Here is a 26,548-nt window from a genome sequence, read left to right on the forward strand (position 1 = left end):
CAAATGACTGTTCGAAGATAGGAGTTAACGTTCAATAATTTTATAGTAAGTTCTACTTGTGAATTTATAGATGAAGAAATAGATTATGGTGATGCTTAGTATTGTAATACCACTGACGGTATAAATCATACTTGAGCTTGTTACTCCAAACAAGAGCAACATTTGTTTTAGCATGACAAGCGCTACGGCGAAGTGTAAAACTGCAAAACCGAGTGGCATAAAGAATACGAGTAGAATTTGAGAATTAATTGCTCGTTTCACCTCTTTTTTGCCCATTCCCACCTCTTGCAAAATTTTATACGATTTTTTATCTTCAATCCCTTCAGAACGTTGTTTATAGTAAATGATTAAGGCTGCACCAAGCAAGAAACTAATACCAAGTAAGAATCCTGTAAAGAGAAAGCCACCTGTAAAGCCATACATGCCCTCAAGGAAAGATGATTTGGTATCGACAATTCCTGTTGCTGCGTTGCCATCTGAATCAAGATATCGACCTGTTTCGTCTGAAATGTAACCGTCATTATTTGTAATTTTAGCGATTTCGGCTTTAGAAAGGTCAGCATAACCAGTGAAATTACTTCGGAATTGGAGATTATGTTGAGTAAAGAGCTCTTGAAGTTCATTTAAAACATTTTTATCACTAACGATTAACAACGCTGGATTATAAGTATTAGCAATATCAGGGAATATAACACTTCTTAGATTTTCGACATTGTCAAATTCTTTTCCAAAAAGAGTTAATTTTTCCAGTTGGCTATTTCCTTTTTGAACATAGAAAGCAGTTTGATTTTTCTTTAAAGTTGGTAGGCTATTACCCAAATCTTTAAAATCATCTTGGGTTATGATATATATATACCCCATTTTTGCCAAATCAGGAGTTTCTACATCTTGGTCTGTTATTGTGATTTCTTTATCGGTTGATACTGGAATATCTGAGAAGCCAGTATAGTAGGTGATGTAGTCACTTTCTGGTTTATCTAATTTATCGATAACTGCTGTTTTGAAAAAAGCTTCCGCATCTGTATCAGGCGTTGAATAGATTGTAATTTGAGTGTCTTTTGGGAACATATCGTCAGCTTGTTTTTGAGTATTGACATACAAAGACGTTGTTGTGGCAATCGTTACAAAAGCCATAACGGCTAGTAGCGTAATATTAGCAAGTCCGACAGCATTTTGTTTCATTCGGAAAATCATTTGTGCTGTGGTTACGAAATGTTCAGGTTGGTAAAAATATTTTTTGTTTTTACGACGGCGTTTTAGGTACCAAGTCATAAAACTGATGTAAAAAAGGTAGGTTCCAATGATAACAAGAACAACCGCGATAAAGAAACGATATAGGACGACAAGCGCAGCTATTCTCGTTGAAGAAATTGAAAGATAATAACCTGAGCTTAAGCAAATGATGCTTAACAATGCAAAGAGAATATTGCCACGTGGCTCTTTTTCACCCTGTTCTTGCCTCCTAAATAAAGCTAGTGGCGATGAACGACGGATATTAAAGAGGCTGATAAGTTCTAGGAAAAAGAAGATTGCAGCGAATGCAAACGCTGTGCTAATAAACGCTGCTGGTGATAAAGTCATTACCAACTGATTATAGTGTAAAAGATTAATAAAAATCAAATAAAACAATTGTGAAAAGACAGCTGATAAAAGGCTTCCTAGGATAATCACACCCACAAAAATAACAATCAGTTCAATAGTCGATACAAGACTGATTTGAAACCTGTTCATCCCAAGGATGTTATAAAGCCCGAATTCCCTACTTCTTTGTTTTAAAAGGAAATTATAACTATAAATCTCCATGATAATCGAGAAGATAAAAAGGACAACAATGGATAAGCCGAGTGTTACGGCACCATATGACATACTTTTTCCAACAGGGCTAAATAAAATCAGCAAAGTTGAACAATTTAGAAGAAATAAAATGGTGCTTGTGAGTAAAAATGGTCCAAAAATATTGACAGATTTTTTGAGGTTTGACCAAGCTAATTTAGCATAGAACATATTACTCACCTCCAAGAAGTGCGCTCATTGCAAGTGAAATATCCTTGTTGAATTCTTGATTGGTTTTGTTACCACGATAAATTTGGTGGAAAATGCGACCATCTTTGATGAAAAGGACACGTTTAGCATGACTAGCGGCGTTTGCTGAGTGTGTTACCATAAGCAATGTTTGACCGTCATTATTAATATCCTCAAAAAGGTTTAGAATATCTTCAGAATTGCGATAATCTAGTGCTGCTGTTGGTTCATCAGCTAAAAGTAACTGCGGATTTGTGATAAGGCTACGAGCGATAGCAACACGTTGTTTTTGACCGCCAGACAATTCAAATGGGCGTTTTGCTAACAAATTTTCAATATGAAGTTTTGGAGCGAGTGTTGCTAGTCTATTTTCCATTTCTTGGTAGTTAACACGACCAAGTACCAATGGTAAGAAAATGTTATCCTTGACAGAAAGCGTATCTAATAAATTGAAATCTTGAAAGACAAATCCGAGATTGTTTAAACGAAATTCTGCTAATTGGCTTTCTTTGATTTTTGTGATTTCTTTCCCATTTAGAATAACAGAACCTTTTGTTGGCTTTTCCAGAGTTGCTAAGATATTAAGCAGGGTTGTTTTCCCAGAACCAGATTCTCCCATGATAGCGATAAATTCATTTTCATCTACTTTGAAATCAACATCTTGTAAAGCACGTGTTACCTCTTTTGAAAAACGTGTGCGAAAAACTTTTTCTAAGTGATTAATCTCCAGTAACATAATTTCTCCTTTGTTTCATTATACCTTTTTTCGATTAAATAAAAACTCTAATTGGAATGTTTTTGCTAAAAAGCAATTAATTTAAATTTAGTATTTTAGTACTAAGGGTGTTTTAAAGGCTTTCTTCCACTCCAATACCAAAGAGCGAGACTTATTACTCCCACTACTACGATAAGAAGAATTGTAATAAGACTATAAAAAACTATCATTTTAAAAACCTCCTCCTATTATTTTGTGATACGGAGGGTGTACCAGACCATATAAGTAATGGAACCTAAAATAACCATGACTAACCAAATTAGAAGATTACTCCATAAATTGATATGTTTTTTGATTTCTTGACTCATATGACTGCTCCTCTCTTATTGACAAGTTTATTTTATCGAAAATTAGGTAGTTACTTCCTTACAATTTGAACGTCAAATCTTACAAAAATGTAAGGTTGCTTTCTGGCAACAAAAAAGCCCAAAACAAACGTTTTAGGCTTAACAGTTACTACTTACTTACCCATTGATTGCTTGTGCTATTTTTGTAAGGTATGCGTGGCTTTCAAGTTGTTTAATGGGTTTGTTTAAATCTTTTAAAATACTTGTGGCATGTTCGTTGAATAACGGCAGAGATTCTGCCCAATAGATTTTTCCTTGACCTAGTGTCAAACTATCATGTCTTTTACCTAAAGAGTCAACTAAATGATAGTGAATAATAGTCTCTTTTCAAAGTTTCTAGTGAGCGTTGTAAAGCTTTATTATCCCCATGCAGATAAATGAAAGCATGAGAAACATCATAAGTAAGTGGATAGCCTTTTTGAGCTAACAACTGGTCGAATTCAGACTTGCCAAATGAAAGTAGTTTTGAAATACCATTTTCAAAGATATGAAAATTCAAAGACATCTGGGTGATATTTTAGGCGACTTTCCATTTGCTCCAAGTCGCAACTAGCTTTTAGTCCTAATTGAATTGGAAACATTTTGTCACCTCTTTTAATATAGTATTGGAATACTAAACGTTAAGATAATCTTGCAAATCGTTTAAAGCACGTTCAGCAACTTTTTCATAACGTTCTTTTTTATCACGGATACGTGGTCCGTCAAGCTCTTTAACAATACCGAAGTTAACATTCATTGGTTGGAAATGTTTGCTTTCGGCATGTGTAATGTAATGTGGAAGAGAGCCGATAGCAGTCGTTTGCGGGAAGATAACCACTTCTTCTCCTTTAAAACGACGTACAGCGTTGATACCAGCAACTAGCCCTGAAGCGGCTGATTCCACATATCCCTCAACCCCTGTCATTTGACCAGCAAAGAAAAGGTCTGAATTTTGGCGTGTGGCAAATGTTTCAGTCAAAAGATTTGGAGAATCCATGTAAGAGTTACGGTGCATTACGCCATAACGGACAAATTCGGCATTTTCAAGACCTGGAATCATGCGGAAAACACGTTTTTGCTCACCCCATTTAAGGTGTGTTTGGAAACCAACGATGTTAAAGAGACTACCAGCAGCATTATCTTGACGTAATTGAACAACGGCATATGGTGTCTTGAATTCACCGTCACGAGGTCCTTTGTAGTCATCTGGGTATTCTAAGCCAACAGGCTTCATTGGACCATAGAGCATTGTTTTAATGCCGCGTTTTGCCATAACTTCAATCGGCATACAACCTTCAAAATATTTTTCTTTTTCAAAGCTATTAAGCGGAGCTTCTTCGGCATTGACAAGCGCTTCATGGAACGCCATAAATTCCTCTTTGGTCATTGGACAGTTAAGATAGGCAGCTTCTCCTTTATCGTAACGTGATTTCAAATAAACCTTGTCCATATCGATAGAATTTTTATCAACGATTGGCGCTGCGGCATCATAGAAATAAAAACCGTCGCCACCGTTCAATTCATGAATTTTTTCAGCAAGTGCATCTGATGTTAAAGGACCACTAGCGATAACAGTAATGGCATCAGTTGGAATTTCTGTGATTTCTTCACGAATGACTTCGATAAGTGGGTGATTTGTCACTTCATCTGTCACCATTTGTGAGAAACCGTCACGATCAACCGCTAAAGCACCACCAGCGGGGACGCGCGTGCTTTCTGCTGCCTTCATGATAACAGAGTCTAGACGACGCATTTCTTCTTTAAGCAGACCGACAGCGTTTGTTAAGCTATCACCGCGCAGCGAATTTGAGCAGACCAATTCCGCAAATTTATCTGTTTTGTGTTGTGGTGTTGCTTTCTTACCACGCATTTCATAAAGTTTTACTGGAATGCCACGTTTAGCAATCTGATATGCAGCTTCAGAGCCCGCTAAACCAGCTCCTATAACGTTAATATATGATGATTGAGACAATATACTAATACCTCCAAAAACAAGCTTAGGAAGCCCTAAAACTCATTTTCCAGATAAGGGAGAAAGCCCTTATCCAAATCTTTCTAATTTTGATACTTGATTATCATAACATAAATTTTGTGAAACTCAAATAATATTATATAGTTTATTTACATAAATAAAAATATGTAAATAAACTATTGATTATCCTTTTTAATCATATTCTGATATTGTAAGTGAATACCAATGTGACCAATTCCCAAAATAATTGATGCCAAGGTCAGAAATGGATTTTTACCATAGATGGATATGCATAGAACTGCCAAAACTGGCAAACTTGCTCCGGCTACTGGAATTTTTAAAAATGTGGTGCACAAATCTGGCATTCTTTTTGGTCCCATAAAATAACGAATCCAAAACATTTCATAAAGAATCATGCAAAAACTAGCAGCCATCAGCCACCAATTCCAATTAGTCCAGGGCTGCCAGTTAAAATCAGAAAAGATGAGAATCAGACAAGTCACAAGTACTTCTCCGATACGTTCAAGTATGGATAAGTATTTATTTTCTTGATACTGATAATGTTCATAATCTTTAGGTTTATTTCGTGTCCAAATAAGATTTGGTATCATTAGTAGCATTAAAAAGATGAATCCAACATAAGAAAAGCCAAAATGCATAGTCAGTCATCCTCATTTAAAACAAACAAATCCAAGCAGATAGTAAAACACTTAAAATACTGAAAAGTGACCCAATGAGATAGTATTCTGCAAATGTGGGGCTTTCGGAAATTTTATTATAACGAGCGATTGATTTAGCAGTAAAAACAAGTCCGATTGAAGCGAATTGATTGAAAATGATACAAATACTCATCACAATACGTTCCAAAAGTCCAATCGTTGCTCCAGCACCTGGAATGGTATCCATTTTTTGACTGCTCTCTGGCTGGTATTTTTGAAAGAAAATCTTGAAAAAGACATTAGTCGGTTTTGTAATCAAGACGATAAATAGAATAATATTAAGCACTTCTCTTGTTAAGATATTTGGCAAAACTACACCTTTGGCAAGCGGGGCAAGTAAAAGTATAATTCCTAGATGTAACATTTGGTCCAAAAGGAAAGTTACCAACGGATTTAGCTTGAAACTATTAGCCACATGAGGTTTTCCAAAGTCAATAATAGAATGACTCAGCAAAATAAGCAAGCTAATGCCCCAGATGTTTGGGACAAAAATAGTTACCAAAATTAACGGAATAGCTACCCAAATGAGATGAATCAAAAGGTAAGTTTTATCGGTATTTTTACGGTCGGCAACTGTTTGGCTTTGCAACTGAAAGTCTGACAAAAAGTGACAAATCAGTAATAGGGTTAATATAGGATTTTGGCTAAGATAGTGAGAAAGACCTGTGATTGACATTAGTTTAACTCCTCTCCAGCGTTTTTAAACAGATTTAACGCACAATTTCGTGTTCGTAGGTAAACCTTGATATTGCTGCTTTTCAATCGTTTTGACAGCGCACTTGTGCTTAATTCGAGCTGTTTTCCCAAAATTTGTTGGTCAAAATGCTCATCATAAATACTAAGTTTTAAAAGTTCCTGCAAGATAATTTCTTGGCTAGCGCGCCAATTGGACTTAATTGCTTCGCTACTGGCAATCAGTGTATTAATAATGTTTACCTTGGTGTCATCTTCAAAGGAAACAGCGATTTGCGTATTGCCGTAATCATTTTTTTGGTGGATGTAATTGATTGCTTTTCTAGCGTGCCAGTAAGCGGGACCGTCAGCGCCAATGCTTTGCTCTGGGTTAATATCTGTCAGAATTTCTCCTAAGCCAAGACCAAAACGTACTTGATAAGGCTGCATTGCGAAGTTAATACGGTCAATTACCTGAAATAAAGGGGCGTCCAAGGTTAACAATCCTTGAAATTCATCACCTAAAGTGATAGATAATTTTGAAACCAAGACATCTTTAAATTCAATATTTAACTCGTTTAGGCAAGCCTCCAATGTTTTTTGGGCTTGGTAACGATTATCGATTTTTTTGGAATCAATAATATCTCCAATTAATGCAAAATAATTCATAGCGTACCTCTCATAAGTCTATTATAACAGACTTATCAAAAAAAGTCCGTTATAACGGCAATTATTTTAAAAGTCCATTATAACGGAAAACATATTTTCCATACAATCAAAAAGAAACTGAGCATCTCTGCTTCAGCTTCTATCGTTTTATTTAATTTTTGCTTCTTCGTAGTCGCATTCTTCATTGCTGCAGACGACTTGTTTACCACCACCGCGGATTTTCTTCTCAACCAAGAAGTCTCCAGATTTTGGACAAGAACGTCCGACAGGTTTATCCCATGATGTAAATTCACATTCAGGATAACGGTCACAACCATAGAAAATACGATTGCGTTTGGTTTTACGCTCAATTACTTGACCTTTGCCACAGACTGGACAAGTCACGCCGATTTCTTTAGTGATTGCTTTTGTATTGTGACACTCTGGGAAATTGCTACAAGCGTAGAATTTACCATAACGACCTAACTTGATAACCATTGGGTGTCCACAAACATCACAATCAAAGCCAGCTGGCTCATCTTTGATTTGAATTTTTTCGATTTCTGTTTCGGCTTTGGCAAGTTCTTTTTCAAATGGTTTGTAAAATTCATCGATAACTTTTTGCCATTGCTGTTTGCCTTCTTCGACTTCATCAAGTTTACCTTCCATATCAGCGGTAAATTTGACATCAACAATATCAGGGAAGAATTCAACAATCAAATTATTAACGATTTCACCAAGTTCCGTAGGTTCAAAACGTTTCGCAGCTAAGCGAACATAGTAACGTCTTTGGATAACGTCAAGTGTTGGTGCATAAGTTGACGGACGCCCAACTCCATTTTCTTCCAATGTTTTAATAAGTGTTGCTTCAGAATAACGAGCTGGTGGTTGCGTAAAGTGTTGTTCAGGATTTGTTGACACTTTCTTAACAATATCACCTTCAACCATGTCAGGCAACATCTTATTCTTGTCAGAATCGTTATATACGGCTAAGTAACCGTCAAATTTTACTTGACTACCATTGGCAGTAAAGCGTACGCTATTTTGCTCCAAGTTAACTTTCATTGTGTCAAAGACTGCTGCTGTCATTTGACTGGCAACAAAACGATTCCAAATCAATGTGTAAAGTTTTAATTGGTCTTTATCTAAGTGCTTAGCGATTGATTCTGGTGTTAGATTGACATTTGAAGGGCGAATGGCTTCGTGAGCATCTTGAGCTCCTGAAGCATTTTTAACACGGCTACCGTGTTTAGAGTATTTTTCACCGAAACGTTCTGTGATAAAGTTTGCGGCATCATTTTGCGCAATTGGACTGATACGTGTTGAGTCAGTACGCATATAGGTAATCAAACCTTGCGTTCCGCTCTTACCAAGACTGATACCTTCGTACAATTGCTGTGCAACCATCATGGTTTTACGTGTACGGAAGTTGATTTTATTAGCAGCATCTTGTTGGAGAGATGATGTCGTATAAGGAAGTGGTGCATTGCGACGACGTTCTTTCTTTTCAACCTTAGCTACGGTAAATTCATCACTAGTCAATAAAGCAAGAACTTTTTGAACATCTTCATTCGTTTCGAGTTTTAATTTTTTGCCATCAATGCCATAAAATGAAGCTTGGAATTTCTTCGTTCCTTTTTTAAAGAAACCGTCAATTGTCCAGTATTCTTCTGGTTTAAAGGCTTTGATTTCATTTTCGCGGTCAATGATTAGTTTTAATGCAACGGATTGAACACGTCCTGCTGAAAGACCTTTTTTAACTTTTTTCCAAAGCAATGGTGAGATAGAATATCCCACGATACGGTCGAGAACACGACGCGCTTGTTGGGCATCTACTAAATCCATATCGATTTGGCGTGGTTCAACAAAAGCATTTTTGACAGCGTCTTTGGTGATTTCATTGAAAACAACACGGTTTTTGTCATTCTCATCAAGATCTAAAATATGGGCTAAGTGCCAAGAAATCGCTTCTCCTTCACGGTCCGGGTCACTTGCGAGATAAACTTTTTTAGACTTTTTCGCTTCTTTTTTAAGGTCGTTAATCAATGGACCTTTACCACGAATATTAATATATTGTGGTTCATAATTATTTTCAAAATCAATAGACATGCTTGATTTTTTCAAATCGCGGATATGTCCTACTGAGGCTACAACTTTATAATTACGTCCGAGATATTTTTCAATTGTTTTTGCCTTAGCTGGAGATTCCACAATAACCAAATTTTTCTTGGCAGATGTTTTTTTCTTTATTGTTTTTTTGCTTGATTTTTTAACAGCTGTTGGGGCATTCGTAGTAGTAGTCGTTGCCATAAGCTCACTTCCTATCAGTAATAAACTTATAACATGATAACCCGCTTTTCTTAAACTGTCAATAAAAAAGTTATATTGGATGTGGTAAAATTTTTTAGAAAGCTCATTAAGCCTAAAAAAGTAGGGAATAAACACTAAGTATTGATGAGGGAGATTTTTGAAGAGATGTTACAGTAGCTAGGGTGGTCTTATGACTGTCCTCTTCTCATTGACTAAGCCTGTAGGCAAGTTGACTACAGGTCTTTTAATCAAAAATGCCTCCTTTGCTTTTGACAAGAGAGGCATTGATCGCTTATTTAGGTTTATCCTTATTAGATGGGACATCCTCAAGGGGAACATCTGTATCATCTCTGTTTCTTTATAGAAAAAACTTGCTTATATTTGATATTCCGAAAGGATATCTAAGCCTGATGTGACGCATTTTGCGCCCTCTTTTATCAAATGATGACAGCCATCAGATTTTCCATCTAAAATATTTCCTGGAATGGCAAAAACGTCTCGTCCTTCTTCCAATGCTCTTTCGCACGTAATCAAACTGCCTGAGCGCAGCTTAGCTTCTACTACGATAACGCCTTGTGATAAACCTGCAATAATACGATTTCGCTCTGGAAAATGGAATTTCAGCGGTGCTTCTCCTGCTACGTACTCACTTAATACGAGGTGATTTTTAACCATGTACTCCTGCAACTGCTTATTTTCTTTGGGATAATAAACGTCCAGTCCACAACCGATAACGGCAATCGATGCACCACCGTTTTTTAGAGATGATAAATGCGCACTGGTATCAATGCCACGCGCCAACCCACTAACGATAACAAAATGATTCCCGAGTTCTTGGACAATTTTCTGTACGGATTTTGTCCCTGTTGCTGATGCTGTTCTTGCTCCTACTACTGCCATTTTGGGGCGATTGAGTAATTCTAAATTTCCTTGATAAAACAGCAAAACAGGTGGATTATAACAATGTTTGAGTTCTAATGGGTATTCGTCATCTAGTATGGAAACACTAGGAAAACAATTAAATTCTTTGCGCAATTCTTTGATGTCCAGTGCTTTGTATTTTTCCATAAAAAGGATAGGATTTTTACATTTTGAGACGACTGCCATATTACGCAAAGATAGTGATTTCTCTTGCTTTTCTTGATAATCCAAAATAGCTAAAATATTAAGATTTGTTAATCCTGCTTTTTTTAATTTAAACAATTCAAAATTATTCATGTTTTCTACCTCACTAATTTATTATTCGAAAAAAAGCCCTGAAAAAACAGGGCTTAGTGAATCTATTTTACGTATTAATCAAGCGTTTTTATGATTTTTGCAGGATTTCCAGCGAGAACCACGTTATCGCCAAAAGATTTTGTGACGACTGCGCCAGCACCAACGACAACGTTGTCTCCTAAGGTAACCCCAGGTAGAATGGTCACGCCGCCGCCAAACCAAGCATTATCTCCAATAGTGATTGGTGCACCGTATTCAAGACCTGAAATACGTTCTTTGGCATCAAGTGGGTGTAACGGTGTTAACAATTGACAATTTGTTCCAAACATTGCGTTGTCGCCAATGTGAATCTCGCAGATATCAAGCATGGTACAGTTATAATTGGCATAGAAATTCTCACCCACATAAATATTTGAACCATAATCACAAACAAAACGTGGATTCATTGCCAATTTTTCACCTGTTGACCCAAACAGAGTTTTTATAATTTCTCTTTGCTTATCACGGTCGTCCTCGTTATTAAACAACTTCATTTTTCGGCGTGCTTCCAGACGCATGGCAGTTAGCTCTGCATCTCCAGCATCGTATAGTTGCCCAGCTAACATTTTTTCTTTTTCGCTTGTCATATTAAGGCTCCTTTAGCATGGATTTTATTGGTTCGAATGTTTTACGGTGAATTGGTGTGATGCCATATTTTTTTAGACCTTCTAAGTGCTCTTTGGTTCCATAGCCAACGTTTTTTTCAAAGGCATACCCAGGATAATCATTGGCATAGTCAGCCATCATGCGGTCACGTGTTACTTTAGCAACGATAGAAGCCGCTGCAATTGATAAGGAGTTGGCATCACCTTTGAGGAGTGATTGTTGTGGAATCGAAGTTTCCAAATGCATGGCATCAATTAAAAGATAATCAGGTTTTGTCACCTCACCTTTCAGTTGATTAATGGCTTGCAACATACCGACTTTTGTAGCTTCGTAGATATTAATCTGGTCAATGACATTATTGTCAACAATTCCGATTCCAATTCCTAAAGCACGCGCAAGGATTTCTTGATAGATTTCCTCGTGGTGCTTCTTAGGAATTTTTTTAGAATCATTGAGGTGTTTAATTTTACAATTTTTTGGAAGAATAACGCACGCTGTGACAACAGGTCCTGCTAATGGTCCTCTACCAACTTCATCAATCCCAGCAATGGCTTGGTAACCTTGTTGATAAAGTTCTTTTTCGTAGCGCAGCATATTTTCCAAGCGTAAGTCTTCATCAATATCCGCTTGAATAGCTTTTTTTCGCTGCTGAATCGCCTTTTGGACCCCTGCACGACTATCTGAGTCATAAGCTTGCCAGCATGCGTCATCAAGGCTCTCAATCGCTGCTAGCGCTTCTTTGATTTCTTTAACGGTCGCCATTTTCAACTTCTCCTACGACATCCAAAGTGTAACGACCAAGTTTGCCTTCGCGGACATCTTTAACAAAAAGGCTATAAAAACGGTCATAATCATTACGAAAGCCCAATTTTTGTGTCATAGCCATAATAATCTCAGGCGCTTCTTCTTCTAAGCTGATACCTTTGAAGCGTTCAACAAGACGTTCTGGATAGTATTCTTTAAAGAAATTAAGCCCAAAAATCGTTACTTCATCCATTGGCAAAAGCTGGTCCTTAATAGCACCTGTTAAAGCGAGTTTGAGCCCCACTATTTCGTCCTCGAATTTTGGCCAAAGAATCCCTGGAGTATCTAGGATTTCCAAGTCTTTATTAGACTTAAGCCATTGTTGTCCTTTAGTAACCCCAGGTTTATTGCCAACGACTGCAATTTTTTTACCTGCCAAACGGTTCATTAATGTTGATTTACCAGCGTTTGGAATACCAATAATCATTGTACGCAAAGTTTCTTTTTGAATGCCACGTTCACGTAATTTAGCTAATTTATCAGCCATTAATGATTTGGCGGCATCGGTTACCAATTTTACAGTAGCTTGTTCTTTTGAATTAACGGCTAGGGTTTTGATGCCTTGTTTTTCAAAATAGTTACGCCATTCTTTTGTACGATTACTATCAGCAAGGTCGGCTTTGTTCAAAATCATTAATTTCGGTTTATCTCCAACGATTTTGGTTAACATTGGATTTTGGCTTGATAGTGGCAAACGAGCGTCAACTAAAATTGTCACAAAATCAACGTGTTTCAGATTTTCCTGAACTTGTCGGCGTGCTTTCGACATATGCCCAGGAAACCATTGAATAGTAGCCATGTAAAATAAATTCCTTTCGTATCAAGGGGTTAACGGGGGTAAGGGTAAGCCTGCCTAAATTTTGTCAGGTCACCAAATTTAGGCTAATTTTACCAAACCATTTCATCCCCAATAATTTTTTGCTTTCCTTCGCGAATACATATTATCTCAAAATTAGGATGATATTAACAATTTTGCTAGAAAGTTAACATTAATATGCCTTGGAAGATAGCTTTCTTTTATTCCAATTATATCTCGGAACTCTTTTAAATTCAAATTCGTTTTTCTGCTTTTTTTCAATCCAATCATTTAGTGTCTGAGAATACTTCCAAGATTAATAGCTTAAAGCAGAAAAAGAAAATCGAGATTTATATTTAATAGGAAAATTGACAATGCTATTATATCATGATTTTCTTTATTTTACCGTATTCTTACGACGGTTTAATTCCTTGTAATAATCTTTCACGACACTACGGACAACTTTCTTTAAACAACTTTCAAAACGACATTGAACTGTTTTCTGGAAGTCAGACGGTTTCATCAATCTCACCTCCTTTCCTTTATGATTTGAAAAGTGTTTATCCCTCTTTCCGCACCATATAAGGACAGCTAGGTGTGATTTCATGACCTCTTTTGAAAAATTTTTGATTTTTTTCGGGTATGAAAAAAGCCCGCACAAAACATATGGTCTGTACGAGCTTTTAAAGCTGAAGCATATTTAATTTTTAGTAGCGTGCTATTATTAGGTTGAGTTTGATTGTAAAGAATTGTGCTTAAAGCTTTCCATAACGCAAGCTCCCTTAAAGCACCGTATCAATGTTGGCATGGTTTTTCAAATTACTCTGAAAAATTATGAACTGTTCCTTTTGGAAATGTAATTGTCAGTCTTGTATATTCTTTTTCCATAGAAGCAATATCCAATTTCAAACCCAATCTATCGCATAATTTTTTCGATAAATACAGTCCCATACCCGTTGCATTTGCTTTGCTTCTATTTGAACCAGTAAAACCTTTTTCAAATACACGGGATAAATCAGATGTTTTTATTCCACAGCCGTTATCTTCAATCACAAGCAGTATATTTGTTCCGTTGTCTTGACTGTATATCGTCAGTTTATTTTCCTGCTTGTCAAAATACTTAATCGCATTTTGCACGATTTGAGATAAAATGAATGTCAGCCATTTTTCATCAGTATAAACGACATTCTCTATGTCATGGATATTGATAATTACTTTCCTTTCCATAAGTGCATGGCGGAATTTCAGAATGATATTATGTATCACTTCGTCTAACTGCAACTGTTTTACAAAATAGTCCTTTTCCGTGTTTTCACTTCTTGCATAATAGAGCATTTGTTCCACTAACTGAAACATCTTGTCTGTTTCTTTTTTTAACGTGTAATTTTTCGTATTATCAAGCGTCAAAGACAATGCCCCTATCGGTATTTTAATTTCATGGGTGAAACTTTCCACATATTCTTGATAATCCTGCTTTTCCTCTGTGATTTTACCGATTTCATCATTCATAGATTTGCAGGCTTTTTTTAGTGCGTAGTAATAGGCTTCATTTTGAAATTCTTTTGGCTTTGGTAAAATGTCTGCAATATAGTAGGTTTCTTCCAGTCCGTCTACTAAATCAATAATATGTTGTGAAGTCTTACGTTTCTTCCGATACAAACACCATTGAAAAAGCCCTTGTATGCCGATGAACAGAATTACCAGCAATACAACAAATAGCGTATCTACACCGTAGAAAATCAAGAGAAATGCTACTAAGGTAAGAAAGAAAAGTTGAAACAATATCTCTGTTATTTTTTCTTCTAAGAATGCAAAAAAGCTCACAGTTTCCAACCCTTTCCTCGTATATTTTCCAATAAATGAACAATACCGATTTCTTTCATTTTCTTTTTTAGACGAGTCATATTAACCAGTAATACATTCTCGTCCAAATAATATTTGTCGTTCCACAGCTTTTCCAATAGTTCTTCTTTGCTAATAACTTTATCTTCGTTCATAAAGAAGTAGTATAAAATACGAAATTCATTTCTTGTCAGTTCAATGCTTTTCTCTTGATACTTCAAAATAGATAAATGTAAATCAAGGGTACAATCTTTTTTGACAAGCTCACGGAAATTGTTCGGGTTCGATAACTGCAATGCACGCTTGATCTTCTCAAGAAGAATAAGTGTGTCATAAGGCTTTGTGATAAAGTCAATTCCGCCCACTTGAATACTTTTCAATTCGTCAGCATTTGTATCTCTGCTTGTTACAAAGATAATAGGTACTGGCATAACTTGTTTGATTTTCCTGCATACCTCATAGCCATTTTCATACGGGAGGTTAATATCAAGCAAAACCAGCTCTACGCAATATTGCTTTAATTCCTCTGTCAAATTTTCAAAATCAGTCAATAAGACTGTTTCATATCCTTGTGTGTTCAATAATTTAGAAAGCTCCAGACGAGTGATTTCATCATCTTCAATAATTGCTATTCTCATTTCAACACCCCCTTGATTTACCATTATAATAATTTCACGGCAGGAGAGCTAGAAAAATCTAACTCTCCTCATTGATATTTCGTTTGAAACCGATATACGTTGCAATCCAATAAATACTATAAATTAAGAAGAAGATAATTAAATTCAAGCCAAAGTACATTAGATAAAGGTATTTATCTCCCAAAATTTGTTGATACACATTATTCAATGACGACATCATCACGAAAGAACATAATATTGCTGATATAGCAGGGACACAGAATAATATCAATAATTGTTTTCTGATTGTCTTAAATAGCGACTTGTCATTTATTCCTAATCTTCGCAAGGTTAAGTAGCGATATTTGTATTTAGTAGAGTCGCTCAATGATTGAACTGCCAAAATTGTTCCTACTGCGGAAATCAAAATAAATGCAATATACATAAACAGACTGGCTACTATTGCAACCATTGCTTTTTGTTGTTCTATTTCTGCACCTCTTACATTTACTCTATACGATTCGTCATTTATTTCTCCATTTTCATCAACCTTTACTAATTGATGTTGCATATCTTCTTTTATCTTATTTTCTAATTCTGCGTCTGTTTCTTCTTTTGTATCTATAATCAAATGATTTTCTGATACTTCAAGTCCTTGAACATATTTATCTGGAAGCACAACAACAAATCGACCAATATTAGTTATAGAGTTCCAATAAGACTTAGTGTCATAGCCTTTTAATTTCAAATTCTTATTTGATACTGTTATGGTTTCAATATCTTTGTTATCTTCAACCTTATATGCAAACTTGCTATTTGTAACTATATAGTATTCGTTATCATTTAAAGAAAGTAACGGCATCTTTCTTAATTCTAGTAACCTATTATAATCACTTAATTTCAAGACTGGGTCAAAATCATAATATTCTGCTTGAAAGAAATTTTGCACCTGATGATTAGGTTCTTTATAAATGTCATACTCGATGGTATTATCAATCGTATATTCTTCTTTAATTACTTGAATATATTCATCAAATGCCTTCTTATCATCAAAGAGTTGTACATCATATGGTGCATTTAAGTTCACGCTAATATCATACGAAGCCTTGTTGATACTAGAATAATTCAGAGCCAGTAGTGAAGTTAAAATCAACATAATTACGCTAACCATTAAATAGGTAAGTGTTTCTTGCTTATTAAAATTATCCATAGTACAACGTGAATTCCAAAGAAAAAGAGAAATCACGCCAAGAATAATACTTAAAACAAAAATGACATTTCTTTTTTTACTGTCACGGAACATTTTCTTTTCATTTTGTTTATCAAAATAAAGAAAATCACGTATTGTCATTTTTCTTATTCTTCTTAAAAGATTAAGTAATACCAAAATATAAATAGCTAAAAAATAAATTATCAATAGCCCAATAGAAACGAAGTTCAAAGAAATAAAGAGAGTTTTGGGAATACCCAGTAAGTTTACGATTACTAACGATACAAACTGGCTGAATAAAAAGCCAATGGGAATAGCTAATACAAATGCTAAAATTCCCAACAGTATATTTTCAATTACAACTAAATGGGCAATTTCTTTTTTCTTAATGCCAAGAAGCATATATGTTCCTAATTCTTTACTTCTTTTTTCAAACATAAATTTTGTTGTATAGTTAATCAAAAAGCATATCACAAAAATAATAAGGATATTTACAGCAAATAATGAATTCTTAAATGTATCCATACTGGAACATAACTTTACAATTTCATCAGAACTTGCCACCAAATTAAAAGCAAATATAAGAGAAAAGGAAGTAGTAACGGTTATCAGATAAATCAAATAATCTTTCATACTCCTTTTTGTATTTCTAAATGCTAACTTACCTAACATTTCCCACTTCACCTCCGAGCAAGGTTAATATATCCAGTATTTCATTGAAGAAATCTTTTCTGCTTTTTTCCCCTCTGAAAATTTCATTGAATATCTTACCGTCTTTTAAGAACAGAATACGTTCACAGAAAGACGCACTAAACGGGTCATGTGTTACCATTAAAATAGTAGCCTGCATTTTCTTGTTGATGTCAGACATTGTTTCCAGTAACAATCTGGAAGATTTTGAGTCCAAAGCTCCTGTCGGTTCATCAGCTAATATCAGTTTCGGTTTATTGATTAAAGCCCTCGCACAAGCACAACGCTGTTTTTGTCCGCCCGAAACTTCATAAGGAAATTTTGATAAAATATCTCGAATACCCAATTTATCGGCGATAGCATGAATTCGTTTGTCAATATCAGCAGGGTTCTGTTTGTTGATTACCAATGACAAAGAAATGTTTTCTTCAATCGTTAAGGTATCTAAAAGGTTAAAATCTTGAAAAATGAACCCTAGATTTTCACGTCTAAAATCAGCAAAATCTTTATCTTTGATTTTGGTAATATCTTGATTGTTGACTGTAATATGTCCGCTGGTTACGGTATCAATCGTAGAGATACAGTTTAATAGGGTAGTCTTTCCAGAACCACTAGCTCCCATGATTGCGACAAATTCGCCCTTGTCTACATACATAGAAATACCGTCTACTGCCTTTGTGATATTTCCAGAGTTACCTCCGTAGTATTTTTTTACTTGCTCTAAATTTAAAATGTGTTCCATTAAAAATCGCTCCTTTCTTTCTGCCACATTTATTTGTTTTGGAATACAATTAAATTATAGCAAGGGCAGTATTCAATTACACTTACAGTTTTGAAAGTAAACGGAGAGTAAAAGAGCCGTGATAATGCAGATCACAATTTTGTGAAGCATTTCCACGACCCTTTTCTTAAACTTTTATCTTCGTCTTTTTCGTAATGATATAAATATATTCTTCTGGCGTAGGGCGTTTATTCCCAAAATACTTTTTGAAATTTGCCTGCACCTCTGGGTCGGTGCTATTCATAGTTTCATCAATCGTTGCTTCAATATTTTTCCGAACATCAGCTAATGACATACCACCAGCCTTTGCACCTGCCCTTAATGCTTTTTTAATATCTCGTTTTTTAAGCCCTATCATTAGAACCAACTCCCTAAAATACGTTAATCTTCTTTTTCAAAAATTAAATCTATCTTTCGCATACAACCTTTTGCGTCAACTTCTGTCGGCACGAACCCTGCATAGCGATACCCATTTTTTGCATAGCCATTGATAATTTCCTTATGTTTATCGGTGCAAAGGAATACAACATCTTTCGCAGTATAATTGATTTCTACATATTCATATTTTTTCATTTACAAGACCTCTTTTCATATAAAACTCTTATACAGATTGCTTCATAAAATCTTTATTTTTAAGTAACTTTTTGATATTTAAAGAACTATTCTTGATTTTGATGGATTATCTTGACAGTAAAAAACATGTACCATACTTTCTTTATTCGGAACATTATTACCTGCACTAATCCATTTCCTACGAGTATAGCTTTTTCCATTTACCTCATATTTAACTTTTATCAAAAATGGAAAAGTTGCACCGTCCATTGCATGAACTCGTGTTGATTTATTGTTTATTTTTAACCACCATTGTTTAGTGACCGAAATTACAGTACCCATTGTTTCTTTTTCCATTTACATCACTCCAATTAAAATATATTCTTCATTTTTCTTTATTTCCCTTATTTTTGCGATATTCTTTGATTACTTTGTTTCTTAAAGGAATACCGACACCCAATATCAATCCTACTACCAAAATAGTCAAGTCCATAAGCACACCTCTCTTTTCTAAAACTCTTTTTTCTTTAGTATTGTTAAGCTAATAAGATAGGAGATACCTAAAATAACAACTGAAAGCAATAAAAATAATATTATATATACTAGTGGCTCAAATTGAGGAAGCTTTTTTAAAAGTGCATATAAATCTATTCCCATAAATTCAGTAGCCTTTATAATAAGCAGTCCTATGACAAATATAAATCCCATTACACCTATAATAGCAACTCTTCCTTTTTCGCCACCAAATTTCAAGATAAAAGGAAGCATGATTGATAAAATCAATAAAATAGTAGGAAATAAAGAACCTGCTGTTATAAAAATTTCATTAAAACTGCCTGTTTTTGCAATACCAATAGCAATTAAACTAATAACAGTTCCCAACAGCAAAGAAGTTATTCCCGAAATCAATCCGAAGATATATTTTTCAAGTACATAATCTTTTCGTGTTATCGGTAAAGAAAATAAAAAAGCATTTCCATTATCAAATTCATCATAGCTAATTGAACTCAACGAGAACAATGAACCAACAAAGCCTAAGAAACCAATAGGAAACGAAGTCCCTGGAGATGTTATTATCATTATCAGTGAAATGGCAACAATCGCCATAAAGAAGTTTTTTTGTCCTTTCAGTAACTTAAAATCTTTAATCAATAAACCTTTCATTATTCAACACCTCTAATCATCATTGTTATTACTTCGTCTATATTTCCTTTTTCAATCGCTATCTGAGGATAATTTTCGATATAATACTGTTTTTGATTAGTTAAACAACTATATCCATAGCTTTCGTTTTTTGTACGTAAAATATATTGTCTATCTAATTTAGAATATTCTTCTTCATCAACTTTAAGCAGGGCATAATCGCTTAATAATACATCAGTATCTTCGTGCATGATTACCTTTCCTTGATGTATCATATAAAGGTCATCACATAAAGTTTCTAAATCACTAGAAATATGAGAACTAATTAAAATAGAGCGTTCTTCGTCCTTTTCTATAAAATCTCTTAGCATTTCTAGTAATTCATCTCTAGCTATTACATCTAATCCCGCCGTTGGTTCATCAAGAATTAACAACTTTGCATTGTGTGAAACAGCAACTAAGACTTTTACTTTCGCTTTCATACCAGTTGAAAAATCTTTTATTCTTTTATTTCGTGGAAGCTGAAACTTTTTAACTTGTTCTATAAAAAATGATTTATCAAAATTTTGATATAGACTATCAATAATAGGAATAATATCATTGATTGTTAAATATCCACTAAAGCCAGAGTCTGAAAGAACTACTCCCAAATCTTGTTTATCTTTTGCAGTAAAATCTTGTAATGACTTTCCAAGAATATTTATAGTTCCACTATCAAAGGAAATTAACCCTAAAATAGCTTTAAATGTAGTGCTTTTTCCTGCACCATTTTGACCAATCAAACCAGTTACATGACCTTTCTTTACTTCAAGTGAGTAATCAAGCGAAAAGTTTTCATAACTTTTTTTCAAATGTTCAATCTTTAACATATCTAACCCTCCAAAATTAACTCAAATAGTTTTTTTATATCTTCATCACTGATACCGTAACATCTGCCTTTTTGAATAACTCGTTCTAAATCAGTTTCTAATTCCTTTTTCTGCTCCTCTAATAAAAGCTCCGTATTTGTAGCAGTAACATACGTTCCTTTTCCATGAATTGTCACTGTAAATCCCTCATTTTCCAAGTTATCGTATGCTTTTTTTACAGTTAAAGCACTTATTTTTAATTCTTTTGCAAGAGAACGAACAGACGGAAGATTATCATTTTCTTTTAATTTTCCATTCCGAATTAAAGTTTTAACTTGTTCTACTATTTGCTCGTAAATAGGTATCATTGAAGAATGGTTTATAATAATTCTCATCTCACAGCCCCTTTCTGTATAAACAGTGTATAACAGAACGATACTGTTGTCAAGTGTTATATAGTGTTTTCACAAAAAAGAGTGAGGCGTGCAAATCTGATAAGAAATGCACGCTATATAATTTATCCTACACAATCTTCCAGTTACTATCCTTATATAGCACAAACGCCTACTACCATACCTGCATTGCCTTTGGAATCTCATCATCTGAAATCTGGTCGGCACTCATGTATGAGCTATGATCTTGTAGCCATTCTTAAAATTTGTATTGATGTCAATATAATAGGTAGTTTCACCCCAACTTTCATTGTTGTAGTACCAATATAACCGTCATTTATTTCTTTTTAATGATATCGACATGCTCTGCATTCTTCGTCCAGCATTGTTTGCTTTCAGCATAAACGAACGGGTGTAGTTGGTAAAGCAGTGCGGTTCAATTAGCTTTTTAATGCATGTCGTTCTATTTCCATATAGCAATGACCTGTCCTCATTTTGTGAGGATTTCTTTTGATATGGTTTGCTTGAAGAGTGACTTCCAAACGACCAATTGATAATAGTTTTTGAATGGCATATGAAAACACCTCTGAGTTTATTGTTAGACTCAGAGGTGTATCTACTGTTGTTTTTAAGTTAATTTTAACATTGATTTCTAATAAGGAGGTTAGATTTATGAAAGTTTTTTGTCAATTATAATTTTGCTTGCCACTTATTAGCCCAAACTAAGTCATTGGCTTGACCTTTAAAGGCTGCTTTTCCTTCTAGACAGTCTAAGAGGGATTCAATAGTATTAGCATTATGATGATAAGCGTTAACAGCCGTTTTAACCATAGTAACATCATGCAGATGGGTTGTATAGTTGAGGGAAACAAAGACTGTTGGTACTTCGTGAACATACCATGGTACTTCATTAGACATGGCTGTCTTCCATTGGATACGATAGTTATTTTGAGCCCCATAGCCAATGACATGAGCAACAGTCAATGCCAAATCTACGTTGTGACGATAAGTTAAAGTTTCACCTTTGACACGAGTGTTACCATCATTAATCGTTACTTCATAGCCCCTTGCTTCTAGGGCTTGTTTCAGATTTTCAAGTACTTCATCATTTGTAGCCATAATACCTCCTTTTTCCCCCTCCAAATAGTATAGACGAATGCGTCTGTGAGTTTCTGGGCTAATTGGGAGATTTCCTTGGGTATCTTTTAAAAGAGTAATAGCCTTTTGCGAAGCTTCTTTTTGCCAAGCCAGGTGCTCTTCACACCCGATAACGGCAAGTTCTTCAGGAGATTTAAGAAGACTACCATCAGCTTGTTTGATATGGAGATTTAATTTTGCTTTTAGACCTAAAATACGACGTACTGCGTCATCTAAACGTTCTTTAGAAATCACTCCTTCTTGGTAACCTTTGAGCATGAAGTTAAAATCTTCTTCCATATCATTAAAGAATAAGAACATGTCACAGCCTGCTGCGATGGCTCTTGGTACATAGTCCTCTCTCCGCATAGCCGAGGTCATTCCAAGCATATGTGAGGCATCAGTAATCACTAATCCGTTAAAATCAAGGCGAGTTTTTAAGAGATCTGTAATCAATTCTGGTGCTAAAGTAGCAGGTAAAATATCCTCATCAGTCAGCTCTGGGTTTAGTTCTTTTTGATAATGAGGTAATGCGATATGGCCAGCCATAATCATTTCAACCCCACGATTTATATGATGACGATAAACTTGCCCAAAACTTTCTTCCCAACGTTCTGGACTTAATTCATTGACCCCCAAGACTAGATGTTGATCGCGCTCTTCAGTTCCATCACCGGGAAAATGCTTAATACACTGAATGATATCTCCCTCTGCTGTCAATCCGTCTAGATAGGCTGAAGTGTAGGTTATCACATCTTGGGCTGTTGTACCATATGCTCGCGTGTTGACGATGGTGTTGCGCCAATTTTCTAGAATGTCTACACATGGATCAAAATTAACATTGACCCCTAGGGCTTTTTCTTCTCTAGCTGAAACAAGACCAGCATGGTACGCAACCCATGGATCGCGACTGGCTTCTGATTGCGCTCCAGAAGAAATATAAGTTCCTCCCGTCACTGCACCATCTCCACCAGAATCACAGTTAGCTGCTACTAATAAAGGAACTTTACTGTGGCTTTGTAGGTCATTCAAGAGAGTCTGCACCTGTTCAGGAGTACCATTCATGTAACGCGCACCACCGATATGGTATTTTTCTAAAATTTCTTTATTGGTTAATTGATTGCCGCTAAAAGCATCTTCACCAAAGAAAAAGAGGTTAACAAAGAGTTGTCCGATTTTTTCTTCATCACTTAATTGGCTTAGAGTCTTTTCTACCCAAGCTAGTTGTTGATCATTAAGTTGATAAGGTTTTTGTTTTAAATTGACTGTTTTTGGCATATACTATTCCTTTCTTTTTTTATCAGATTAAGCGTTTATTACTTTAATACTCTCGCCATAAGTGAGTATCAATTAGACCACAGAAGGCATCCACAGGAGAAACACCTGTGAAAGTTGATTCGCCAGCTAATTTTTCAACCAGATATTTCATCGTATTATCTTTGCCGTCATAAGCATTAATATAAGTTCCTACTTGTGGCATGTCCGCAAGGGCAAAAGCATGTTGTACAGAAACTACAATAGTTGGAATCTCATGCACATAAAACGGCTGATCTGGTGTGCCTTTAGCTGCTGGCCATACAATTCTTTGAACAGTTCCGCCAGAATTGACATCCACTAAGTTAAGGATTAAATCATAATGATCTGTTAAATTTGAAATTGGTTGCTTTTGAGCATAAACATTAGCGATAGCCGCTGCGCGTTCATTTTCAGGTAACTGCATAATTCGTTCTTCAGTTGATTCCCAAACTGTTACGTCATGTCCCCGTGCTTGTAGTAGGTCTTTAACTACATTTGAAGCTCGTTTTTTCTGACCGGCAATCATGGCCCCAAAACCTCCTTTATGCCCTTCCACATTAACAATCAAAATGCGTTTGTAGCGATCAGGGGTAACAGGCAAAATATCTTTTTGTTTATCTTTAACAAGGGTAATGGCTTTATCAGCAACTTCATCTGCAATAGCTTGTGATTCCTTAGTGTTAATAAGGGATAGCGCTTCTTCTTTTGGTAACATAATTTCCTCACGGCGCCCTTCAAATAAATGTAGTCCCAAACGTGCTTTCAAACCAAGGGTGCGTCGAAGGGCATCATGTAACCTTTCTTCAGTAAGAATACCCGCTTCATATCCTTCTTTCATCCATTGTAAATCTTCTTCTGGGGCGTTAAAGAATAGAAAGAGATCACAACCTGCTTCTACAGCTGTTGGTAACATGAGACGACGTGGCATAGAAGCTGTCATAGCAACCATGTGTGAGGCGTCTGTCACAATAACTCCGTTGTAACCAAGTTCGCCACGTAATAATTCATCTAGCAGAGTCTTATTGAGTGAGGCAGGCAACATATCATCCCAATCTCGTTCAGGGTGCATTTCTTTTTCCACTTTTGGCAAATGAATATGTCCTGCCATAATACCAGGAAGTCCTGCATCAACCAGTTCGCCATAAATACGACCAAAAGTAGTTATCCACTCTTCCTTAGTCATTGGATTTGAAGCAAAAGACAAATGATGATCACGTTCGTCAATTCCGTCTCCTGGGAAATGTTTGGCAAATGGCATAATCCCCTGCTCCATGATTCCTTTCATATATTCTTTTGACAAGGTAATAACTTGGTCTACATTGGATCCCCAGTTACGATTAGCGATAATTGGGTTACGCCAGTTGCGTGTTAAATCAACTATAGGTGCAAATGATACATTACAACCAACTGCTGCCGCTTCAATACCTGCTATACGTCCCATTTCGTAAGCATATTTTGGATCGTTGGTGGCAGCAATCTTAATTTCATCTCCAATTTTGGTACCATCAGTAACAGCACCATCTCCACCAGCCTCTGTATTAGCAGCTATTAACAAAGGGATTTTTGACTTAGTTTGTAAAATATGGTTTTGTTCCCAAATTTCATCAGCCTTCCCTTTATTGTAACGAACGGCAGCAATCTTATAATCTTTCAATACCTGCGTCAAATACTCTTCTGTGCGACTAGATCCCATATTGACAAAAAGTTGACCAATTTTTTCATCTAAGTTCATAGAAGCTATGGTTGATTCGACCCATGTAATGGCTTGAGCATCTAAGCAATAGGGTTTTTGTGTTAAATCTACTAAATGTGCCATAAAGACTCTCCTATTCTAAATTTTCCCAAAATGATTGTTTTAACTGTTCTAATTCTTCTGTAGAGACATGTCCGCTTATAAACTTTTGTGAAAAAGAATCTTTAAGATTTTTCCACGATTCTGTTTCCTTACCAACTAATATGGGATAAAACGCAACCTGATTTTGTTCAGCAGCAGCTAAATCACCTGGAGAATCTCCAACCATTAAAAGATGGTCTCGCTTGTATCCTTCAGCTACTAGAGCAGCAATAACATCCTCTTTTTTTCCAAAATCTTGACAATATAAGTTATCCACGTAACCAATTAGTGCTTGGTCACTCCACTCTTCTTCAACAGCCTCACGGTTGGCAGATGATACTACATAGACTTTTCCTAACTCATGAAGCATAGCTAAACCTTCTTGAACGCCTACAAACGCAAGAGCATCACCTTGATATTCTTTAATATGTTGATTTACCTCCTTTGACCACTTCAATGCTTTCTCTAAATCATCTGATGGATTTTGCTTTAACTCCTTCTCTAAAGAGGCATTAGATAGAGATGGTGTTGAATCAACCCATTGTTTCAATTTATCAATACCACCAATATCACCATACTCTAATCCCATGACTAATCCAACAAAACGATTGACTCCTCTTGTTCTACTAAAAAGGTTGATATAATCCCATTTTTTCAAAAAATCTTCTTGATTTGGAACTTTAAAAACTTTAGCAGCTAATGGTCCAAAAAAGAGCTGATGTTTATAGGTCATTGTATCCATTGCACAACCATCTGAGTCAATGCAAAAAGCATATTCTTTATTTTTAGACATGATTATAACTCCTTTTTACTCTAAAATCATCTGATGAATTAAGTATATCACCTCAGGAAAGCGCTGTCAATTGATAATCGATTTTTTAACTAAAAAAACAGTGCTAAAATGTAAATTATCCGCATAAATACAGTATTTAAAAGAAAAAAATATCAGGAAATTTACAACTAATGAAATAGCCTTATGTAACGACTTATAGAAAGTTATAGAAGAACAACACTTGAAATTGACTGTCTTTTTCTATGCCGTAAAAGGGTAGACTATTTCATTTCTGCTTGATTGTTCTAAAACTTATTAGTTTGCGTTTTGTCAAGGGCTTGTTGCGAATGCAATTATGAAGAAACCACAACTTTCAGTAGAACAAAATTTTTAATAACGAGTTAGCTATCTACTGATGGTCGATTGACTCACTTGATCCTATTGACTTGATTGTTTTCATGATTAAGAACTACTAATTGAACAATCTCTAGTTTCCCCTATACTGATTTTAAACATATAAAAACCCC

Annotated in this window: 26 protein-coding genes and 1 pseudogene; all 27 read right to left on the reverse strand. The window is 35.4% G+C overall.

The genetic code is table 11. The features are described 5' to 3' along the window. Positions 1–24: 24 nt before the first annotated feature. The 27 genes and pseudogenes from E8M05_RS05425 to E8M05_RS05560 all read right to left on the reverse strand — a co-directional run bounded on the left by E8M05_RS05425 (position 25) and on the right by E8M05_RS05560 (position 26,042). A complete protein-coding gene (locus E8M05_RS05425; RefSeq protein ID WP_013851819.1) occupies positions 25–2,004 on the reverse strand; it encodes an FtsX-like permease family protein in 1,980 nt (659 codons plus the stop codon). Position 2,005: 1 nt separating this feature from the next. Continuing rightward, entirely contained in the window at positions 2,006–2,758 is a 753-nt protein-coding gene (locus E8M05_RS05430; protein ID WP_003064738.1) for an ABC transporter ATP-binding protein, read from the reverse strand. A gap of 681 nt (positions 2,759–3,439) precedes the next feature. Beyond that, positions 3,440–3,649, reverse strand: a complete 210-nt coding sequence (locus E8M05_RS11485; protein WP_052310719.1) for a hypothetical protein — start codon at positions 3,647–3,649, stop codon at positions 3,440–3,442. Positions 3,650–3,757: 108 nt separating this feature from the next. Beyond that, positions 3,758–5,095 carry a methylenetetrahydrofolate--tRNA-(uracil(54)-C(5))-methyltransferase (FADH(2)-oxidizing) TrmFO gene (gene trmFO, locus E8M05_RS05440; RefSeq protein WP_048791147.1) on the reverse strand — a complete coding sequence of 446 codons (1,338 nt, stop codon included), beginning with the start codon at positions 5,093–5,095 and terminating at the stop codon, positions 3,758–3,760. 176 nt (positions 5,096–5,271) lie between these two features. Next, the gene (locus E8M05_RS05445; protein WP_003064748.1) at positions 5,272–5,754 is read right to left on the reverse strand and encodes a hypothetical protein; all 483 of its coding nucleotides are present in this window, start codon (positions 5,752–5,754) and stop codon (positions 5,272–5,274) included. 16 nt (positions 5,755–5,770) lie between these two features. Then, positions 5,771–6,490: a DUF3307 domain-containing protein gene (locus E8M05_RS05450; protein WP_082144658.1), complete on the reverse strand. Its 720-nt coding sequence runs from the start codon at positions 6,488–6,490 to the stop codon at positions 5,771–5,773. Then, on the reverse strand, positions 6,490–7,155 hold the full coding sequence (locus tag E8M05_RS05455) for a SatD family protein (protein ID WP_048791148.1): 666 nt from the start codon (positions 7,153–7,155) through the stop codon (positions 6,490–6,492). Before E8M05_RS05455 ends, E8M05_RS05450 begins: the two co-directional genes overlap by 1 nt. Positions 7,156–7,302: 147 nt before the next feature. After that, complete coding sequence (gene topA / locus E8M05_RS05460; protein ID WP_048791149.1) at positions 7,303–9,444, reverse strand: type I DNA topoisomerase; 2,142 nt, start codon at positions 9,442–9,444, stop codon at positions 7,303–7,305. A gap of 375 nt (positions 9,445–9,819) precedes the next feature. After that, complete coding sequence (dprA, locus tag E8M05_RS05465; protein ID WP_048791150.1) at positions 9,820–10,662, reverse strand: DNA-processing protein DprA; 843 nt, start codon at positions 10,660–10,662, stop codon at positions 9,820–9,822. Positions 10,663–10,736: 74 nt separating this feature from the next. Further along, complete coding sequence (locus E8M05_RS05470; RefSeq protein WP_048791151.1) at positions 10,737–11,288, reverse strand: sugar O-acetyltransferase; 552 nt, start codon at positions 11,286–11,288, stop codon at positions 10,737–10,739. Between the two features lies 1 nt (position 11,289). Beyond that, on the reverse strand, positions 11,290–12,069 hold the full coding sequence (locus E8M05_RS05475; RefSeq protein ID WP_048791152.1) for a ribonuclease HII: 780 nt from the start codon (positions 12,067–12,069) through the stop codon (positions 11,290–11,292). Then, on the reverse strand, positions 12,056–12,910 hold the full coding sequence (ylqF, locus tag E8M05_RS05480) for a ribosome biogenesis GTPase YlqF (RefSeq protein ID WP_136596419.1): 855 nt from the start codon (positions 12,908–12,910) through the stop codon (positions 12,056–12,058). The genes E8M05_RS05475 and ylqF overlap by 14 nt, the downstream gene beginning before the upstream one ends. A gap of 394 nt (positions 12,911–13,304) precedes the next feature. Next, the gene (locus tag E8M05_RS05490) at positions 13,305–13,430 is read right to left on the reverse strand and encodes a hypothetical protein (RefSeq protein WP_425314574.1); all 126 of its coding nucleotides are present in this window, start codon (positions 13,428–13,430) and stop codon (positions 13,305–13,307) included. A 296-nt stretch (positions 13,431–13,726) separates the two neighbouring features. Then, positions 13,727–14,731, reverse strand: a complete 1,005-nt coding sequence (locus tag E8M05_RS05495) for a sensor histidine kinase (RefSeq protein WP_048791196.1) — start codon at positions 14,729–14,731, stop codon at positions 13,727–13,729. Further along, positions 14,728–15,387, reverse strand: a complete 660-nt coding sequence (locus tag E8M05_RS05500; protein ID WP_048791154.1) for a response regulator transcription factor — start codon at positions 15,385–15,387, stop codon at positions 14,728–14,730. Before E8M05_RS05500 ends, E8M05_RS05495 begins: the two co-directional genes overlap by 4 nt. 58 nt (positions 15,388–15,445) lie before the next feature. Further along, entirely contained in the window at positions 15,446–17,248 is a 1,803-nt protein-coding gene (locus E8M05_RS05505) for an ABC transporter permease (protein ID WP_048791155.1), read from the reverse strand. Further along, complete coding sequence (locus tag E8M05_RS05510) at positions 17,238–18,008, reverse strand: ABC transporter ATP-binding protein (RefSeq protein ID WP_048791156.1); 771 nt, start codon at positions 18,006–18,008, stop codon at positions 17,238–17,240. The genes E8M05_RS05505 and E8M05_RS05510 overlap by 11 nt, the downstream gene beginning before the upstream one ends. A gap of 166 nt (positions 18,009–18,174) precedes the next feature. Further along, positions 18,175–18,405 (reverse strand): hypothetical protein, encoded by a 231-nt coding sequence (locus E8M05_RS05520; RefSeq protein WP_048791157.1) that lies wholly within the window; start codon positions 18,403–18,405, stop codon positions 18,175–18,177. Between the two features lie 23 nt (positions 18,406–18,428). Beyond that, positions 18,429–18,620, reverse strand: coding sequence for a DUF4177 domain-containing protein (locus E8M05_RS05525; RefSeq protein WP_048791158.1), 192 nt, complete (start codon positions 18,618–18,620; stop codon positions 18,429–18,431). A gap of 78 nt (positions 18,621–18,698) precedes the next feature. Further along, positions 18,699–18,956: a DUF3592 domain-containing protein gene (locus E8M05_RS05530; RefSeq protein WP_048791159.1), complete on the reverse strand. Its 258-nt coding sequence runs from the start codon at positions 18,954–18,956 to the stop codon at positions 18,699–18,701. A 153-nt stretch (positions 18,957–19,109) separates the two neighbouring features. Next, a complete protein-coding gene (locus tag E8M05_RS05535; RefSeq protein WP_048791160.1) occupies positions 19,110–19,763 on the reverse strand; it encodes an ABC-2 transporter permease in 654 nt (217 codons plus the stop codon). Then, positions 19,763–20,611: an ATP-binding cassette domain-containing protein gene (locus E8M05_RS05540; RefSeq protein WP_136596420.1), complete on the reverse strand. Its 849-nt coding sequence runs from the start codon at positions 20,609–20,611 to the stop codon at positions 19,763–19,765. The genes E8M05_RS05535 and E8M05_RS05540 overlap by 1 nt, the downstream gene beginning before the upstream one ends. Before the next feature lie 2 nt (positions 20,612–20,613). Beyond that, positions 20,614–20,985: a GntR family transcriptional regulator gene (locus E8M05_RS05545; RefSeq protein WP_041973410.1), complete on the reverse strand. Its 372-nt coding sequence runs from the start codon at positions 20,983–20,985 to the stop codon at positions 20,614–20,616. 205 nt (positions 20,986–21,190) lie between these two features. Then, positions 21,191–21,388: pseudogene (locus E8M05_RS11860) on the reverse strand (hypothetical protein); the annotation flags it as partial. Positions 21,389–21,672: 284 nt separating this feature from the next. Next, the gene (locus E8M05_RS05550; RefSeq protein WP_048791161.1) at positions 21,673–23,397 is read right to left on the reverse strand and encodes a glycoside hydrolase family 3 protein; all 1,725 of its coding nucleotides are present in this window, start codon (positions 23,395–23,397) and stop codon (positions 21,673–21,675) included. A gap of 43 nt (positions 23,398–23,440) precedes the next feature. Continuing rightward, complete coding sequence (locus E8M05_RS05555) at positions 23,441–25,231, reverse strand: glycoside hydrolase family 3 protein (RefSeq protein WP_048791162.1); 1,791 nt, start codon at positions 25,229–25,231, stop codon at positions 23,441–23,443. Positions 25,232–25,241: 10 nt separating this feature from the next. Beyond that, complete coding sequence (locus E8M05_RS05560) at positions 25,242–26,042, reverse strand: HAD family hydrolase (RefSeq protein ID WP_082144659.1); 801 nt, start codon at positions 26,040–26,042, stop codon at positions 25,242–25,244. Positions 26,043–26,548: the final 506 nt, after the last annotated feature.

It is taken from the genome of Streptococcus pasteurianus (genome assembly GCF_004843545.1).
Taxonomy (GTDB): Bacteria; Bacillota; Bacilli; order Lactobacillales; family Streptococcaceae; genus Streptococcus; species Streptococcus pasteurianus.